The 17,029-nt window shown below is 41.0% G+C and carries 18 protein-coding genes; 11 read left to right on the top strand and 7 right to left on the bottom strand.

From position 1 onward, the window contains the following. The first annotated feature begins 62 nt into the window (after positions 1-62). Together ACXAFE_RS00935 and ACXAFE_RS00930 are read left to right on the top strand one after the other, a co-directional pair. Positions 63-677, top strand: a complete 615-nt coding sequence (locus tag ACXAFE_RS00935) for a LemA family protein (protein ID WP_475147226.1) — start codon at positions 63-65, stop codon at positions 675-677. Positions 678-680: 3 nt separating this feature from the next. Next, positions 681-2,570 (top strand): M48 family metallopeptidase, encoded by a 1,890-nt coding sequence (locus ACXAFE_RS00930; RefSeq protein ID WP_475147221.1) that lies wholly within the window; start codon positions 681-683, stop codon positions 2,568-2,570. Between the two features lies 1 nt (position 2,571). Here the strand turns inward: ACXAFE_RS00930 and ACXAFE_RS00925 are convergent, their stop codons facing one another. From ACXAFE_RS00925 to ACXAFE_RS00915, 3 genes are all read right to left on the bottom strand, one after another. Then, a complete protein-coding gene (locus tag ACXAFE_RS00925; protein WP_475147219.1) occupies positions 2,572-3,237 on the bottom strand; it encodes an SDR family oxidoreductase in 666 nt (221 codons plus the stop codon). Positions 3,238-3,314: 77 nt separating this feature from the next. Further along, positions 3,315-4,091 carry a VOC family protein gene (locus tag ACXAFE_RS00920; RefSeq protein ID WP_475147216.1) on the bottom strand — a complete coding sequence of 259 codons (777 nt, stop codon included), beginning with the start codon at positions 4,089-4,091 and terminating at the stop codon, positions 3,315-3,317. A 118-nt stretch (positions 4,092-4,209) separates the two neighbouring features. Then, on the bottom strand, positions 4,210-6,006 hold the full coding sequence (locus ACXAFE_RS00915) for a methyl-accepting chemotaxis protein (protein WP_475147214.1): 1,797 nt from the start codon (positions 6,004-6,006) through the stop codon (positions 4,210-4,212). A 518-nt stretch (positions 6,007-6,524) separates the two neighbouring features. Between ACXAFE_RS00915 and ACXAFE_RS00910 the strand changes: the two genes are divergently transcribed. After that, on the top strand, positions 6,525-7,160 hold the full coding sequence (locus ACXAFE_RS00910; RefSeq protein ID WP_475147211.1) for a hypothetical protein: 636 nt from the start codon (positions 6,525-6,527) through the stop codon (positions 7,158-7,160). A 140-nt stretch (positions 7,161-7,300) separates the two neighbouring features. Here ACXAFE_RS00910 and ACXAFE_RS00905 read toward each other — a convergent pair whose 3' ends face one another. The 4 genes from ACXAFE_RS00905 to ACXAFE_RS00890 form a co-directional block, all read right to left on the bottom strand. After that, positions 7,301-7,636, bottom strand: coding sequence for a hypothetical protein (locus tag ACXAFE_RS00905; protein ID WP_475147208.1), 336 nt, complete (start codon positions 7,634-7,636; stop codon positions 7,301-7,303). 210 nt (positions 7,637-7,846) lie between these two features. Then, a complete protein-coding gene (locus ACXAFE_RS00900) occupies positions 7,847-8,581 on the bottom strand; it encodes an oxygen-binding di-iron domain-containing protein (RefSeq protein WP_475147203.1) in 735 nt (244 codons plus the stop codon). Further along, positions 8,578-9,135, bottom strand: a complete 558-nt coding sequence (locus ACXAFE_RS00895; protein ID WP_475147198.1) for a chemotaxis protein — start codon at positions 9,133-9,135, stop codon at positions 8,578-8,580. Before ACXAFE_RS00895 ends, ACXAFE_RS00900 begins: the two co-directional genes overlap by 4 nt. A gap of 308 nt (positions 9,136-9,443) precedes the next feature. Continuing rightward, positions 9,444-10,286: an EamA family transporter gene (locus tag ACXAFE_RS00890; RefSeq protein ID WP_475147194.1), complete on the bottom strand. Its 843-nt coding sequence runs from the start codon at positions 10,284-10,286 to the stop codon at positions 9,444-9,446. Between the two features lie 76 nt (positions 10,287-10,362). Here ACXAFE_RS00890 and ACXAFE_RS00885 point away from each other — a divergent pair, with 76 nt between their 5' ends. From ACXAFE_RS00885 to ACXAFE_RS00850, 8 genes are all read left to right on the top strand, one after another. Further along, positions 10,363-10,923, top strand: coding sequence for an LON peptidase substrate-binding domain-containing protein (locus tag ACXAFE_RS00885; RefSeq protein WP_475147190.1), 561 nt, complete (start codon positions 10,363-10,365; stop codon positions 10,921-10,923). A 92-nt stretch (positions 10,924-11,015) separates the two neighbouring features. Next, positions 11,016-11,606 carry a sigma-70 family RNA polymerase sigma factor gene (locus tag ACXAFE_RS00880; RefSeq protein WP_475147184.1) on the top strand — a complete coding sequence of 197 codons (591 nt, stop codon included), beginning with the start codon at positions 11,016-11,018 and terminating at the stop codon, positions 11,604-11,606. Further along, positions 11,599-12,267, top strand: a complete 669-nt coding sequence (locus ACXAFE_RS00875; RefSeq protein ID WP_475147177.1) for a ChrR family anti-sigma-E factor — start codon at positions 11,599-11,601, stop codon at positions 12,265-12,267. Before ACXAFE_RS00880 ends, ACXAFE_RS00875 begins: the two co-directional genes overlap by 8 nt. Positions 12,268-12,275: 8 nt before the next feature. Next, a complete protein-coding gene (locus ACXAFE_RS00870; protein WP_054980488.1) occupies positions 12,276-13,232 on the top strand; it encodes a YbgA family protein in 957 nt (318 codons plus the stop codon). Continuing rightward, positions 13,233-14,636 (top strand): deoxyribodipyrimidine photo-lyase, encoded by a 1,404-nt coding sequence (phrB, locus tag ACXAFE_RS00865; RefSeq protein WP_475147170.1) that lies wholly within the window; start codon positions 13,233-13,235, stop codon positions 14,634-14,636. Then, on the top strand, positions 14,629-15,060 hold the full coding sequence (locus ACXAFE_RS00860; protein ID WP_475147166.1) for a nuclear transport factor 2 family protein: 432 nt from the start codon (positions 14,629-14,631) through the stop codon (positions 15,058-15,060). The genes phrB and ACXAFE_RS00860 overlap by 8 nt, the downstream gene beginning before the upstream one ends. Continuing rightward, positions 15,057-15,779 carry an SDR family NAD(P)-dependent oxidoreductase gene (locus ACXAFE_RS00855; RefSeq protein WP_475147158.1) on the top strand — a complete coding sequence of 241 codons (723 nt, stop codon included), beginning with the start codon at positions 15,057-15,059 and terminating at the stop codon, positions 15,777-15,779. The genes ACXAFE_RS00860 and ACXAFE_RS00855 overlap by 4 nt, the downstream gene beginning before the upstream one ends. Beyond that, on the top strand, positions 15,779-17,029 hold the full coding sequence (locus tag ACXAFE_RS00850; protein WP_475147149.1) for an NAD(P)/FAD-dependent oxidoreductase: 1,251 nt from the start codon (positions 15,779-15,781) through the stop codon (positions 17,027-17,029). Before ACXAFE_RS00855 ends, ACXAFE_RS00850 begins: the two co-directional genes overlap by 1 nt.

Raw genomic sequence — 17,029 nt, 5'->3', positions numbered from 1 at the left:
GAATTTTTTGGCGCTTTTAGCCATTGTGTTGACAATTTAGAGACATTTCTCAAGGAAATTTAATGACCAGTGTAATTGATAACTTCTTCTCAACTATTGGTATTTTGTTACTTATACTCGCGCTATTAGCGGTGTTTGTTATTGTGATATTTAATACACTCGTTAAGTATCGCAATTACGTGATTAACGCTTTTGCACAAATTGATGTGCAGCTACACCGACGTCATGACTTAATCCCAAATTTAGTCAACACCTGCCAAGCTTACTTAAAACATGAAAGCAGTACGCTAGAGCAAGTCACCAAAGCACGAAATGCCGCGTTAAGTTGTTTAGAACAGGCCAAAAAAGCCCCTAACAATGGCGCACTAATTAAGCAACTAGCTAACGCTGAAAACACCTTAACGCAGGCCCTTTCAGGTTTACAGATTACTATTGAGGATTATCCTGAATTAAAAGCCAACGAAACGGTAAAAGATTTACATGAAGAGCTGGTTTCAACAGAAAATAAAATAGCCTTTGCGCGCCAAGCTTATAACGATGAAGTTATGCTATATAACACCTACAAACAAAGCTTTCCAAACAACTTAGTCGCAGCTAAATTTGGCCACAAAAATGATGCCAGCGTGTTAGAGCTAGAAAAAACCAGCATACGACAAGCACCCTCTGTACAACTTTAATTAATGAAAAACTTTTTTCAGCAACAAGCTGCAAACCGGCGTGCCAGCGCTATGCTGGTGTGCTTGTTTTGTATTGCAGTTGGCCTAATTGTGTTGCTTGCACAATGGTTTTTTGGCCTTATTTTCGATGCCCGAATAGCCAGCAATCTAAACCTTATTTTGTATCAAGGTTGGGATGTGTTTCGTGCACAAAATCCATATCAATGGCATATTCCATCAGCTCTCATTACTGCAATACTTATTTTTACTACGGGCATTTATAAATACCGCCAACTGCGTACGGGTGGCAGCAAAATTGCTGAGCAATTAGGTGCAACACGTATACAGCCCAACACCTTTCATCCGTTAGAAAAGCAATTACTCAATGTAGTTGAAGAAATGGCAATTGCGGCACGTACCACTGTACCTCGCGTTTACCTACAATTGCATCATAGCCAAGTAAACGCATTTGCGGCGGGTCATAACAGCCATAATGCGGTAATTACGGTAACCAGGGGTGCACTTGAAAAACTAACCCGTGACGAACTGCAAGCGGTTGTCGCCCATGAATTTAGTCATATTGTTAATGGTGATATAAAACTGAATAACCGATTAGTTGCAGCTACCTTTGCTATTAGTTTTATCGGTTTAGCAGGTGAGTGGATACTCGAACGTGCCGCCGCTGCAGGGCGTGGTAACGCTAAAGGCTCTGGTGGCTTGGAGTTGGTAATTGCACTTATGCTTATTTGTTACGGCTATATTGGCACATTAATGGCCGATTTTATTAAAGCTGCAATTTGCCGTCGCCGCGAATATCTGGCTGATGCCAGCGCCTGCCAGTTTAATCGTAATCCAGCAGCGCTCGCAGATGCGCTGAAAGTAGCCGCAGGACTTCGAAAGCCCCATCGCAATGCTCACTTTCATCAATACAGCCATTTATTTTTTAATCAAATAAGAACCCCTTGGGTAAGTTCATTTTCGACTCATCCGCCAATTGTTAAACGAATTGCTAAGCTAGACCCAAGTTGGCAACCGCCAAGTGCTGGTTTTCGTGAAAGGCCGAGTGTTGCGAACTACCAAGCAATGCAATTAAGCGCAACACGCGAGCTTTTAACTGAAAACAGCACGCCTATAATCAATCAAACCATCACTGCCGATACCAGTCATTTATCAGCCAAACTATCGCATTTAGTACACGACCCTTACGCGTGTTTTACACTTATTCCTCTTTTATTAATTAGTGACGAGTTTGAGTTACGAAGTTTACAACTAAATTGCTTATATGCATCACACTACGTTGATGCATATACCCTTGATTGCGCCGAAAGCGAACTTGCTAAACTATCTGAAAACGAACGCTTTCAACTTATCGAGTTAGCATCGCCAAGTATTACCAGCCTAGGGGAAAAACAAAAACACGACTTCACTGAGTTGTGCTGGCAAATTGTTAAGCAAAAAAATCCAGCGCCTAAAACGAATACCAAGCAACGCAATCAATATTTAATTACTTGGTTGTATTTAGAAATTATCTTAATGCAAGTCACTAAAGCGAAACGTCCCCTTCCCGTTACCACTCGTAATAGCAAAAAACTGATTCTCGCATGGCGGTACTTTGTGAGTTTAATTGCAGCGATTGGTCACGAATCTGAACATGAGCAACATCAAGCGTTTAAAGCAACATGTCAGCAGTTTAATATGAAAGGGTTAGAGGTAATTGAGTTTAATCTGTTTAATATTGAGCACGCACATCAGTTTTTTGCTGTACTCACTCGTTTACCACTGAAAAATCGCAATGCGTTTTTGCAAGCTATCGAGTTTACAGCTAAGTGGGATAATCAATTGACCGAGGCGGAGCAAACCATGCTTTACAGCTTTGCGCTGTTACTTGATTTACCCAGCCCTGTAGAGCGTTAAATTACCAAGGCAACACTTCGCCATTCGAGTGCCAAAAAGTGCCTGTGTTATTTAAATTTAGCTCATCAATGCGCGTAATTAAACGACTAGCAGCAAGCTCTGGGGAAATATCGCCAGCAAACCCTACCATTGCGGTTTGTACAAAACCTGGGTGTAAAATTGCTAGGCTAATATCACGCGATGCAAGTTCAATCGCCATACTTTTACTCGCGGCATTAAGCGCGGCTTTTGACATGCGATAACCAATATATGCGCCTGAGCCATTATCTTCAATTGACCCCATACGGCTTGTGATCATTGCCACTTTGCTGCCAGCACGCAAGTTTGATTGCAGTGCATGTGTCACGCGGACTGGCGCAACCGCATTAATATTAATTTGCTGCTCTAGGTTCGAAAAATCCATATTGCTTAGGCTTTCATTATGAAACACCCCCGCATTATTTATTAGAATATCAATTGCTTGATCACCAAGTTGCGTTTTAAGTTTGGCAATATCATCTGCATTTGCAACATCAATTCCCTCAATAACGTTTGCGCCACTTGCATTAAGTTTTTCACTTGCGGTGCGTACTACAGCAGTCACATTAAAACCTTGTGCAATATATTGCTCAACAAACGCAAGCCCAATACCACGGTTTGCGCCCGTAATAACCACGTGTTGTGTCATAATTTTTCCCAATAAAAAAGATACCAATAGACATTGGTATCTTTTAGATAAAATACAAGCCCTTGATAAACAGGTTGCTACATTTCAATCACAGATAAAAATCCGCCTTGTGGGTCGTTGATCACACTAAAACGACCAACATTGGGCACGTCGGTTGCAGGTACGCATACGGTACCACCCAGCTCCTCTACTTTTGCTAAGGTTTCATCACAATTGGTTACTTGGAAGTAAGTCATCCAGTGTGCTGGCATATCGCCCCACTCTTCATTCATTTCCAACATGCCGGCAATTTCTTCATCACCTAACGTAAAAATGGTGTATGGCATGCCATCCATATCTTCAACTTTGTATTGCCAGCCAAACACAGATGAATAAAACTGTCGACTTGCCTCTGCGTCTTTTGATGCAAGCTCGTTCCAACATACACTGCGCGCTTCGTTTTTGATTTGTGAACCGCAATGCTGATTACCTTGCCATATCGCAAACATTGCTCCGTTCGGTTCAAAGAACATCGCCATGCGCCCTGCATCCATAACATCATGGGGACCAGCAATTACACGTGCACCTGCTTGCTTAGCTTTCTCAACGGTTTCATCAACATTATCTACCGCAATATAATTGAGCCAATGACTTGGGACTTTCTGCTCTAAACGCTCTGCTTCCATTTGGTACATGGCACCAATATCTTTGCCGTTAAGTTGCAGCATGGTGTAATACAAATCATCACCTATCGGCTGATCATCATGTTGCCAGTCAAATAGTTGAGTATAAAATGCCTTCGCTGACGTCCAATCGCGAGAGCATAATTCCGTCCAGCAAAATGTGCCTGCTTGGTGCTTTGTGTAACTTGCCATGTCTTTTTCCTTATTGTTTGTGAGCACTGTATTAAAGTTAACCAATATATTCTAAAAAGCAATAAAAAAGCGAGGCTATTACTAACCTCGCTTTTACTCTAACCATTTAATTTTGTAGTTAAATTTTAAACCACTTTATTGCATTATCGAGCTCATCAGCTTGATGTGAAACCTGATTTGAGGCTTCAGAGTTAGCCAGTGAGCTATTTGCTAGTTCATCTGCATAGTCGCTGATTTGTACAATATTTTGGTTTATTTCTTGTGCCACAGTAGATTGCTGCTCAACCGCCACCGCAATGGTTGACGTCATCTCTGAGACTTCCTGAATATCGGCAATAATTTCGGCGAACGCTTTACCCGCTTTATCCGTTTGCTCAGCCGTTTCTAAACCTTGCGATTTACACAATTCAATACTGTCTACAATGTTCGCAGTGCTTGATTGCAAGTCGGTAATGATCTGCGTAATTTCTTGCGTTGATTCTTGGGTTTTCACCGCAAGAGAGCGAACTTCATCAGCAACAACCGCGAAACCTCGACCTTGCTCACCCGCACGCGCAGCTTCAATCGCTGCATTTAACGCAAGTAGGTTAGTTTGCTCAGCGATACCGCGAATAACTTCCATCACAGCATTAATTGCATTGCTCTTTTCACGCAGTAAATTAACCTGCTCAGCAGATTCAACCAACTGATTACTCAATAAAGTCATTTGATCAACGGTTGTTTCGATTTGCTTCTGTCCAATCGTCGCATTTTGTGAAACTGTATCCACGCGGTTTGAGGTCGTTTCAGCATTTATGGCAATATCATGCGCAACAGCACCCATTTCAGTCACTGCACTTGCTACTGTTTCAACTTCCGATTTTTGTTGAACCAGTTGTTGACCACTCGATTCCACAACTTGCGCAACACGAGTCGATTCAGTATTTACAATTTCAACCGAGTGATGAATGGTTTGTAGTACGGATAAAAACTTCGCCATCAATTCATTCACACTATCGGCCAACATCGCCAATTCATCATTACCGTGTTTGCGAACCTTAATCGACAAGTCACCCGAATGCGCAATGCGGTCAATATCGTTAATAACACTATCAATTGACGTTGTAACAGAGCGTGTGATGGTAAATAAAAAGCCAACTAATGCGAATGCCAAAATTAAACTCAATGCAATTTGCTGCACTTTAGCATCAGCGTAGATATCTTCTTGAATAGCTTCTAACTCAACCCCTAGCGCTTCAAGTGATATTTTTAGCTTATCTTCGGTTTCTGCAACTTGACTCTTTAGGCCTGTTGTTTGGTTAAAGCCAATTGCAAGATAACGCTCAGACGCTTTTAAAAAGGCATTTTGATACTGCTTTAATAAGCTGATTAAGTTTCTATCATTGCTGATAAGTAGCAACTTTTCTAACTCAGCAACCGTACTGTTAATACGCGCAATGTATTTTTTGTCGCCTCGCATTATGAAGTCTTTTTCACTACGGCGAAGTTGCAGCACTAACACGCTGATGTCTAGGCGATTCGTCGCTTTTGCTTGTTCTTCTAATTTATGAACGGCGCCGCGCAGTTCTTTGCGCAGACCCGCATTTTGGTTGTAACCATACTCAATATACAGTTCATCTAAATTTACAAAATCACGTTCTAGCGACGACAACATTTCTTTTGTATCAGCAAGCGCACGTGGAGTTACATCAAATTCAGATAGTTTTTGTTGTAATTTAGTTAAGGCAGAATCAGCCTCACCAACTTGATTTACTAATTCTTGACGGAAACCTGACGCGGGCTTCTCCAAGAACTTAACTTCAATACGCAATGTATCTGCGACAGCGCGCTCAGCAGCAATTAAATCTTCTGTAGCATCCACTAATACTTGCTTCTTCCCTGCAATATAAACATTTAATAACGTGAGAGCAGCCATTGAAACTACCGCGATTCCAGAAAGGATTTGCAACTTAGTTTTAATTTTTATGGCTTGAAACATTTTTACCTCTAAACTTCAGTGACGGTGGGGGAAATTGTATAAGGCTTGATTAAACAATTTATTGTTCTAACGCATATATGTTGTCGACTAAAAACAGCATAGCTTTAGAATATTTGTAACATTTATTTAATCGAGGCCATTTAATACCCAAATTAGACACAACACAACCCGTTTTTAAAAAACTTATTTCTGAATCAAACACCTATGTTGCAAATGCAACAAACATCAATAATTTTAACTAATGCTAAATTGTTATTTTACGAGCTTCATCACAATGAGCGTTATTAACCTCATCTCAACGCTCTTTTGTTATGCTAAATGAATGTTATGCTAGAGCCTGTTGATTTTTGCTGTGCTATGCGCACATGTGCTTTTTTAAGGCGTTACGAAAGATCACCTCATGACTTAATTTACAGCTCCCCCTGGGCTACCAAATAGAAATATGGAATTACACGATGAAATATAAATTTGCTTTAGCTGCACTCATTAGCAGCTTATTACCTGCTTCAGCACTTGCAGCGAGCAGCGCAAAAAATCTCGGCCCAGCGGTAGTTAAACCTGCACCACAAGTTAGCATTGCTAGCCACGACGCTTTTTTCGATAAATTACGCGCTCATTGCGGTAAGGCATACCAAGGGAAAGTAACGGTTGATAACCAAGACAACGGTTCTTTCAGCGGTAAAAAATTAGTAATGCATGTGCGTAAATGCAGTGACACTGAACTACAAATTCCATTTCATGTTGGTGACGATGCATCACGCACATGGATTATTACCAAAACTGGTTCAGGTTTAAGTTTGAAGCACGACCACCGCATGAGTAACGGTGAGTACGATGTATCAACCATGTATGGCGGCCATACAGTTGATGGTGGCTGGCCACACGCACAATCTTTCCCTGCCGATCAATACTCAAAAGAGTTATTTGTAAAACAAGGAATTCCACAATCAAATGGAAATACATGGCAAATTTTCATTTACCCAGAGACATATACCTATCGCTTAGTACGTGAAGGGCGCGAGTTTAGAGTAGACTTTGATTTAACTAACCCCATTACACCACCTGCTGCACCATGGGGCTATCAAGATTAACAGCTATATCCACTCTGTTGATTATGTAATCGGAAATAACGCGGGATGATGAAAAGCTAACAAAATAGAATTCCCGCATGTAGTTAATCTACATCGAAAATTTTAACGTTGTTAGCATATTCTTTATTTCACTTGCATGATTAGTTACAGGTTAACTCAGCAACTAATGGGCCTGGATTTGCTCTAGGCTCTGTTGGGAATTTTTCAAACGGTTGAATTCCCGACACAAACTTAAGATTAAATTTATCGCTTTTACACAGCGCTGCGCTGTGGCGCAACATAAATACAGATTGTTTAGCAAACTCTTGATAACTGCCTTCTCGAATAGACAGCTTGTATTTGTTATCAGCCAACTGTGTTTGGCGATAATGCACTTTATGGTCAAAATCATACAGCGCTTGCACTTTTCCTTGGCCTTTTGCATGTAATGCCAATGATGCAAACAATACAGCTAATCCAACTAAAACCCTTGTCATACCGTCTCCTTTAATCGTATTCCTGAACTCAAAAACACATTACGTTTTAATTTACGCACTACTGATCATGCTGGTTCGCAATGAATCCCAAATTAATTGACACACAAAGGGCAATATCAAAAAGCATTAGATAAGCGTGCTTACACACATTTTATTAAAACTTATCAGTAAGTTATGAATATTTTTTAACTATGAGTTCAAGTTATCAACTTACGAATTCACTATACCAACTTCCAAATTATCAAACCACTCTAGAAACTCTTGAACTGCTTCTCCTTTGAAGATCCGCCCGTGTTGTGGCGCCATCATGACTATATCAAGTTCGCGTACACGTGCAATCCAGTTCTTTTTCGCGCTATTTGATGGCATCCAGCGTTGGTGAAAGTAACGCATTTTATCGGCGTGTTTGGCAAAGTCTTCAACAAACATGGGAGCATCTGGCTCTTCAAGCGCAGCGCCAATATCACCGCTCATCAGGATTTTGGCTTCAGCATCATAAACATGAAAATTACCCGAGGAATGTAAAAAATGGGCTGGAATAAAACGAAACGTCACACCATCTAAGCGCAACTCTTGCCCTTCATCGGGGATCGACTTGTATTCAATATTATCCATACCAAAGTGGCGAATAAACCCTTCCCACAGCCAAGGCGCGTATAGCTTGGCATTTGGAATAGTTTTATCCCATAAACCGAGTGATGAAATGATATCTGGGTCTTGATGTGATGCAAATAAGGTAGTCACTTTTTCGAGTTCAGTATGACTTAATATGCCAGCTAACATTGCAGAAAATAACTCTATGCCACCGGGGTCTAACAACATGGTTTGCTGGTTAGTCACAATCATATATTGGTTGGTATCAATTATTTTTTCTGATTTTCCCTGATCCCGGCCAAACACAATCCATTTATGATGTTTACCTTGGTACAAATCGGTCGATTTCATTTAAATACCCTTTCTAACTCATCGAGTGTGCTGAGGTTAGTTTCTATAGCGCCTTTAATACGCATTGCAGCGGAGCTGATATAGTCTGAAACAGATTCCAAACTGGCACAAAACTCACCCGCTTGTGATGCTTCTACGCGGGACGTCACCGCGATGTATTCGGCTGCGCGCATTTGTTGTTCTATCTCTTCAAATTGCCACTGTAAGTTTTGCAATTCATGTTTAAGCGCTGTCATGGCATCTTTCACTTGGCCTGCCGCCTTGTGATGTAATGCGCGACTTTTCGGATGATCAAACAATGAAAGGCTATTAGCGAGATGCTGCTCAAATTGACTAGCGCGCAAATGCTGTAACGCGAGCCGAAACAACTGACTGGCGTGTAAGTTAATATGTTCTGTTGTTTGAATGGTGCGCCCGGAAAACTCGTTGATAAAATTGGTGATCGATTTGAAGCCTAAAGCAGCCTCTCCCGCCCTAATTGCGACAACTCTGGCGTTTTTGGAGGTAAGCGATAAGCTTTTTGCTTCAGTCAAAATCACTTCTAGCTGTGCCACAATTGTCGCCACAGTTACAAAGCACTTTATTTCCGGATGTTTTTTGATTCTATCCATAGAGATATTTAACGCTCAAGTAAGTACTTTCAAATATAGGAAATAAAAAAGAATTTTGCTGAGAAAAATGTAAATTTAGATTTATTACAGGCATAAAAAAGGCTCACAGGGATGTGAGCCGAAAGTGCATCATCAACAACTAATGCTTCAGGGAAATATCTAAACAAGAAATCTCTTTCTTGTTTTCAATAGACACAGCCGTTTTGAGGAAGTTCAAAAAAATTTAAATTAATTTTATAAAATGATCTGTGTTACTCAGTAACAAAGCTAAATATCAATACTGAAAAGATGATAATCACACCGTATACATACTGATATGGCTTTAACTTTTCGTTTAGAAAAACGCTTCCTACAATCATTGCAGTCACAATGCCAATCGCACGTTTTACCGCCTCAACAATACTCGCATCTAAATATCTGAGCGCACTAAATTGCAGTAATACTGCAGCTGCAAAACCACATAAGCCAATCGCCCAATGGGTTTTACTTCCCTTTGGCGGCAGCGCTCTTTTTCGCCTAACAATAAGCGAACAAAAAAGCACTACGATCATAATCAAGTTAACCCACAATGCATGAAAACTCACCGATGTATGTGGTAATACAAATTGATCGATGCAAATACAGGCCGCCCAAGAAAATGCTGCGAGTAACATAAATCCAGCGCCCGGCTCTGTAATCGCAAAACCTTCACCAAGCAACCGATATGTGGCGTATGCGCAAATACCAATAATCGTATAAGCCTGCCAGGTAAGAATATTTGAAAAAAAGACTGCATTAAGTAGCGCTGCAATCAAAGGGGTCAGCGCGAGCATGGGCAGCAAAATAGAAAAACGGCCACGCCCAAGCGCCGAAATAAAGGACACCGCACCAAGCGCTGCCAACAGACCACTTAGACTGGCAAACACATAATAAACGATTACTTGAGGCAACTCCGAGTAACCAGTGGCCAGCCAAAAAGCCAAGTAAACAGGTAACGTGAACAAGCTAAAAACAAAACTCACCAGTAAAGGACTATTATTTTCAACCAGACGTTTTCGACAAAAATCAAATAGTACCCACGCCAAACTTGCCAACAACAAAAGCAACCAAGACAAAGTAATCTCCTTGTAGATGGATCTTTTTTAGCAACAATACGTATAAGCATATTATGTTGTTCAAAATAAGCTACTTATGAATCTACCTGTATTTCCATTGCCAATATTTTTGCTGCCCGACGGCGTAACCCGACTACGTATTTTTGAGCCTCGTTATCTCAAAATGGTGTCGATTGCCTGCCAACAAAATGGCTTTGTGTTGTGTTTGTACGATCATCAAGCTGAGCTTAACGTGCCTAAACTCGGCGCCTGGGTCGATATTATTAACTTCTACCAAGAAGGCGAATTGCTGCATATTGATATCAAAGCGAAAAGCCTTGTGACCATCCAAAATGTAACCATGGATCAAGACAACTTGCGTTTCGCTGATTGCAGCGAAGTACCTCACTGGCCGCAGCAAAGCGAACAACAACACCATTCAGTGCTCGCTGCTAAGCTACATCATGTGTTTGAAGAATTTCCTGAGCAGGGGTCTTTATATCCTGAACCAAAGTTTGACGATATTAACTGGGTTTGTGCGCGGTTTTTAGAAATTTTGCCGCTGTCTTTCGAGAAAAAACAACTTTTTACTAACGCAGATAGTTTTACTCAAGCCGATGATTTTTTAAAAACTATTATTTTAGGTCAAGAAAACTGATCGCTTTTGTGTTCACTGCGTATTGTCTACTATGATTTTATTGTCAGAGCGCTATGATGATATCAACAACAACCAATAATCACCGATCTTCGATGAAGCAAAACGCAACTTTAGATGGGCAGGAAATTGACAGCAAAACGCTATCTAGCTGGCTAAATGACATAGCCGAGAAGCGTGACAAACAAGCATTTGCGCGCCTATTTAAATGGTTTTCACCAAAAATTTTAGGGTTTGGCAGAAAGCAATTTAACAACCCAGCCATGGCTTCAGAGTTACTGCAAGAAACTATGACTAACGTTTGGCGTAAAGCTCACCTGTACAACCAAGAGAAAGGTGCTGCGACAACGTGGGTATACACAGTTATGCGTAATATTAGTTTTGATATGTTGCGCAAAGTTCAAGCTAATCACGAAGACACACTAAGCGATGATATTTGGCCATTAGCAGAAGCGCAAAATTCAGATGAGCACGTGTTTGCCGACCACTTAATGGATAAGCAAATTTCACAGTATTTAAATCGTCTTCCTGATAACCAGAGACAAATCATTCAAGGCGTATATTTTCAAGATTTATCGCAAGAGCAATTAGCAAAGAATCTAAGCATTCCGTTAGGGACCGTTAAATCGCGACTGCGTTTAGCCCTAACAAAATTGAGACAGCACATAGGAGCAGACAATGATTAAGCACCACCCACAACTTTCACTGCTCAAAACCTATTGTGCCGGTGAATTACCAGCCTCAATTTCTGTTGTTATCGCCGCACATATTGAATTGTGCCCTCATTGCCAACAGCAAGTTGAAGCAATCACTGCTGAGGCAGCAAAAGGCGCATTTACGTACACTAGTAACGACACTAACAACAGTGATTATCTGTCAGATATCGATTTAGATGCTTTAATCAACGATATTACGCTTGATGACAGTTTTGATGACGTCGTTGCAGCGCAACCGATTGAGTTATCACTGAAAGAAAATAGCTATTACTTGCCTCAAGTGTTGAAAAATTTAGAACTAAGCAGCTGGGCTAACTTAGGTAAATTATCGCGTTCGCGCATTGGGTTAGAAGACGCCAATTTGCACACCAGCTTGTTGCACATCGACCGTGGCGGCTCAGTGCCTGAACATACTCACAATGGCTTTGAGATTACACTATTATTAGATGGTAGCTTTAAAGACGATATGGGTGAGTATCATAAAGGCGACTTTATTTGGTTAGACGGAAAACATACACATAATCCAATTACAGAACACGGTTGCCTGTGCTTAACTGTTTCAAGTGATTCGCTGCACTTTACGCAAGGTTTAAGCAAGTTACTTAATCCAATCGGTAAATTTATTTACTAGGAGGGACCATGGTTACAGATAAGGATAAAATTATACTTGGCATTAGCGCCTGCTTAACGGGTGACCAAGTACGCTTTGACAAAAGCCATAAAAAATCTGATTTTTGCGTTAACCAGCTAGGAAAGTTTGTCGAGTATCAAAAATTTTGTCCTGAGGTCGCGGTTGGTTTACCTGTTCCGCGCCCTACTATTAGGCAAATTAAGCGCGACGATATGATCCATGTTTCACGTCCCGATGGCAGCATGGACGTTACGCTAAAAATGAACGAATACGCTGAAAGATCCGCGAGTAAAATGTCTCATTTAAGTGGTTTTGTGTTTATGAAAGGCAGCCCAAGTTGCGGTATGGAACGTGTCAAAGTTTACTATGAGCACGGCAAAGGTTGTGAACACGATGGCGTTGGTTTATTTGCTAAGCAAGTAATGGCACTTAACCCAAATCTACCCTGTGAAGAAAATGGCCGCCTTAACGACCCGCACCTACGCGAAAATTTTGTACTGCGCGTGTTTACCTACAAAAAATGGCAAAACCTTGTCGCATCGGGGCTTACGATACACAAGTTGACGACGTTTCATGGTCAACAAAAGTATTTAGTTATGAGCCATAATGTAGCAGCGTATAAAGCTCTCGGCAGATTGCTTGGTGAAGAAAACGATTTACCAGTGGAACAATTAGCCGATAAATACATTACGATGTTAATGCAGGCTCTTAAAAAGCCCGCATCCCGAAAAAATCACACGAATACCTTGCAACACCTTCAAGGTTATTTTAAAAAGCATCTAACTAAGCAGAATAAACAAGAACTTAGTGAAAATATTATCGCTTATCACGATGGTTTAGTGCCGTTAATGGTGCCACTCACTTTGATCAACCATCATTTGCAAACTTACCCAAATGATTATTTGGCAAATCAAGCTTATTTAGACCCTTACCCAAAGGATTTAAGGCTCAGATACGGATTATAAATGAGTACTCTTTACTGGATTAGACGGGATTTTCGTTTAGACGATAATCCCGCTTTATTTTATGCGCTACAACAAAATTGCCAGCATGCAGTTTTTATTACTGCCTATGAAACTTGGCAAAGCCACAATCATTCAGGCATTCAAATTGACTTTATTGAGCGTCATTTAAATTGGTTTAGCGACCAGCTTACCAAGCTCGGAATTAAAGTGAGCTTTATTGAATGCGATACGTTTGAGCAACAAATTGCGCAACTATCAGAGTTTTGCCAAGAAAATGACATTACTTCGGTAGTAGCTAATAGCGAACCGGAATTACGCGAAAAAATACGTGACAACAAAGTTGCGCAGCAACTGGAGCTAACGCTATACGATGCTGACACCATTTTGCCTTATGGCGCAGTGCTTAATAAACAAAATGAAATGTTCAAAGTTTTTACGCCATACAAAAAAGCATGGGTAAAAACGCTGCAGAAGCATGGCTTTAACCAAAATTATCTTGCAGCAATTAAACAAAGTGAAGAAAGCCCTAATCAAGCCAGTAACATTACATTTAATTATGCTAAGCAAGATTCAAGTAAATGGCCTTTGGCACACGAGTTTATGCAACACGTTTTACCTCGCTTTTTAAATGATAAAGTTATCGACTACGCGCGCGATCGGGATTTCCCAGCGATTAAAGGTACAAGTGGTATTTCACCTTACTTAACCATTGGCGCAATTAGCCCTAAAAGGGTTTTATACGATCTATTATCTTATTGTCCGCACGTCCTTGAAGATGTAAAAGCGCCTATTTTTACTTGGCTAAACGAGCTAATTTGGCGTGAGTTTTATCGCAACTTGCTGCTGTCATTTCCAAATCTAAACAAATTGCACGACTTTCAAGGCAAATTTAAAGGCTTCGACTGGCCGAATGATCACGCTAAATTTACCGCTTGGTGCGAAGCAAAAACCGGATTTCCGATCGTTGATGCCGCTATGCGCCAACTTAAGCAAACTGGTTGGATGCATAACCGCCTGCGTATGATTGTAGCAAGCTTTTTAACCAAGCATTTATTGATTGATTGGCGCTTAGGTGAAGCGTTTTTTATGCAACACCTTATTGACGGCGACCTTGCCGCCAACAGTGGTGGCTGGCAATGGGCTGCAGGCACCGGCTGCGATGCACAACCCTATTTCAGAATTTTTAACCCAATAACGCAAAGTGAAAAGTTTGATCCTGATGGCAGCTTTATTCGTAAGTATTTACCAGAACTAGAGAATGTACCTCTTAAGTATATTCATCAACCACAAACCTATTTAAATTCGGTTGGCAATCACAGCTACTGGCCACAACTGGTAGATTTAAAAGAAGCCCGCTTGCAGGCACTTGATTATTATCAGAAAGAGTTAAATAACGATGAGTAACACACAGTATATTGATGACTTTTTAACTATGTACAACAAGTTGGACCGCGCCAACTTGTCGCTACTGGCTAATATTTATCATCAAGATGTTGTGTTTATTGACCCACTGCACCGCATTGATGGCCTATCTGCACTTACCAAGTATTTTTCTAACCTATATGAAAACTTAGACGCTGGGCGTTTTGAAATGAAAAAGGTACTGCAACAAGATAATGCCGTTAGCCTCTACTGGACCATGTACTTCTCGCATAGCAAAATTAAAGCAGGCAAAGAAGTGTCATTTGACGGCAACAGTTACCTCGAGTACCAAGACGGTAAAGTCATTTTTCACCGAGATTATTTCAACGCTGCCGATATGCTTTATCAACATATCCCTGTGCTTGGCGGGTTAATAAATTTAGTTAAAAAGCGTGCCATCGCATGAATACGGTATTAATTACAGGTGCCTCATCAGGCATTGGTGAATCACTCGCTAAATACTACGCAGCTCAAGGCTTTACTGTGTACGCGTGCGGACGCAACCAAGAAAAACTCGATAAGCTTACAACTGAATTTAACAGCATCATACCACTGGTTTTTGACCTAAATGACAAGCAAGCAATATCTAGCGCGTTAGATAAAAGCATCACACTCGACCAAATCATATTAAACGCGGGTACCTGTGAATACATAGATAACGCAAAACAATTCGATGGTGATTTATTTGCCCGTGTGATCAACACCAACCTTATTTCTGTTGGTTATTGTTTAGAGGCGTGGCTACCCCAGTTAAATACGGGCGGGCAACTTGGTTTAATGAGTTCAAGTGCTGTTTATGTGCCGCTTACCCGCTCACAGGCCTACGGTGCGTCAAAAGCTGGCGTAAGCTATTTAGCGAAAACTCTAAGCATTGACTTGGCACGCCACAATATTGGAGTCAGTACAATTCACCCAGGCTTTGTTGCGACACCTTTAACCGATAAAAATGATTTCCCGATGCCAAGCCGCATTACCAGTGAACAAGCAGCGCAGGCAATCTATCGAGGTATGAAAAACAAACACTACGATATTCATTTCCCCAAACGCTTTACCTTAATACTTAAAACATTCGCACTGTTACCGTTTTTTATCTGGCGCAAACTTGCTATTAGGATGACAAAATAATGAAAAGAATAGCCATTATTGGCAGTGGTATCTCAGGCTTAACCTGCGCTTATTTATTATCGAAGAAGTACGATATCACCCTATTTGAAAAAAACGACTACATTGGCGGACACACAGCCACTGTTGATATTGAACATAATGGTGAAAAGCACGCAATTGATACGGGCTTTATTGTTTGTAATAACAAAACATACCCCAACTTCTTAAAGCTATTATCGCAAATTGGGGTTGCTTACAAAGATACCGAAATGAGCTTTAGCGTGCACAATGTGCAAAGCCAAATGGAATACAATGGCCACGGCCTCAATTCATTATTTGCGCAGCGTTCAAATATTTTTAAACCTCGCTTTTGGTTGCTAATCAAAGATATTCTACGTTTCAATAAACTCTGTAAGCAGCTACATCAAACCGATATAGATCCAGCGCTCACGCTCGGCGACTTTTTAGACCAACACGCCTTTAGCGATTTCTTTTGCCAGCATTATATTTTGCCTATGGGCGCGGCTATTTGGTCTACCAGCTTACAAGAAATGCGAGACTTCGAGTTGAAATTCTTTGTTCGCTTTTTTTATAACCACGGCTTATTAAATATCAGCGATAGACCGCAATGGCATGTTATAAAAGGCGGCTCGCGAGAATACATTAAGCCATTAACGCGCCGCTTCGCCGATAAAATTCGCCTCAACTGCGATATTAAGCAAGTTACGCGCAGCAATACCGGTATTTCTTTAGAATTTGCAGACGGTACAACTCAACTATTCGATGACGTGGTATTTGCCTGTCATTCCGATCAAGCATTAAAACTACTAGGCGATGCAAGCGAGCAAGAACAAGTAATACTCGGTAATATTCCTTACAGCAAGAATGAAGTGGTACTGCACACCGACATAAACATGCTGCCAAAACGCCAGCTTGCGTGGGCCAGCTGGAATTATCGTTTAGACAGTAATAACCCAAGACCCGCTGCAGTAACCTATAATATGAACATATTACAGGGACTTAAAACGGACACTACTTACTGTGTTACGCTCAATCAAACTGAACAAATTGATAAAAGCAAAATTTTACGCAGCTTTGTTTACCATCACCCAGTGTTTAATAAACAAAGTATGGCGGCACAGCAGCAACGAGACACAATCTGCGGCACTAATCACACACACTTTTGCGGTGCGTACTGGTATAACGGCTTTCATGAAGATGGTGTTCGCAGCGCGCTCGACGTGTGTAAACGCTTTGATTGCGAACTATAA

It is taken from the genome of Pseudoalteromonas sp. ABV4_021 (genome assembly GCF_056159365.1).
This window is presented reverse-complemented; position numbering and strand designations above follow the sequence as displayed.

Bases quoted from the DNA above. Each gene is read 5' to 3' on its own strand.
- phrB (WP_475147170.1), top strand. From the start codon at position 13,233: ATGAGTACTCTTTACTGGATTAGACGGGATTTTCGTTTAGACGATAAT.
- ACXAFE_RS00910 (WP_475147211.1), top strand. From the start codon at position 6,525: ATGAAATATAAATTTGCTTTAGCTGCACTCATTAGCAGCTTATTACCT.
- ACXAFE_RS00915 (WP_475147214.1), bottom strand. From the start codon at position 6,006: ATGGCTGCTCTCACGTTATTAAATGTTTATATTGCAGGGAAGAAGCAA.
- ACXAFE_RS00870 (WP_054980488.1), top strand. From the start codon at position 12,276: ATGGTTACAGATAAGGATAAAATTATACTTGGCATTAGCGCCTGCTTA.
- ACXAFE_RS00925 (WP_475147219.1), bottom strand. From the start codon at position 3,237: ATGACACAACACGTGGTTATTACGGGCGCAAACCGTGGTATTGGGCTT.
- ACXAFE_RS00850 (WP_475147149.1), top strand. From the start codon at position 15,779: ATGAAAAGAATAGCCATTATTGGCAGTGGTATCTCAGGCTTAACCTGC.
- ACXAFE_RS00920 (WP_475147216.1), bottom strand. From the start codon at position 4,091: ATGGCAAGTTACACAAAGCACCAAGCAGGCACATTTTGCTGGACGGAA.
- ACXAFE_RS00935 (WP_475147226.1), top strand. From the start codon at position 63: ATGACCAGTGTAATTGATAACTTCTTCTCAACTATTGGTATTTTGTTA.
- ACXAFE_RS00855 (WP_475147158.1), top strand. From the start codon at position 15,057: ATGAATACGGTATTAATTACAGGTGCCTCATCAGGCATTGGTGAATCA.
- ACXAFE_RS00885 (WP_475147190.1), top strand. From the start codon at position 10,363: ATGAATCTACCTGTATTTCCATTGCCAATATTTTTGCTGCCCGACGGC.
- ACXAFE_RS00880 (WP_475147184.1), top strand. From the start codon at position 11,016: ATGAAGCAAAACGCAACTTTAGATGGGCAGGAAATTGACAGCAAAACG.
- ACXAFE_RS00875 (WP_475147177.1), top strand. From the start codon at position 11,599: ATGATTAAGCACCACCCACAACTTTCACTGCTCAAAACCTATTGTGCC.
- ACXAFE_RS00900 (WP_475147203.1), bottom strand. From the start codon at position 8,581: ATGAAATCGACCGATTTGTACCAAGGTAAACATCATAAATGGATTGTG.
- ACXAFE_RS00930 (WP_475147221.1), top strand. From the start codon at position 681: ATGAAAAACTTTTTTCAGCAACAAGCTGCAAACCGGCGTGCCAGCGCT.
- ACXAFE_RS00905 (WP_475147208.1), bottom strand. From the start codon at position 7,636: ATGACAAGGGTTTTAGTTGGATTAGCTGTATTGTTTGCATCATTGGCA.
- ACXAFE_RS00860 (WP_475147166.1), top strand. From the start codon at position 14,629: ATGAGTAACACACAGTATATTGATGACTTTTTAACTATGTACAACAAG.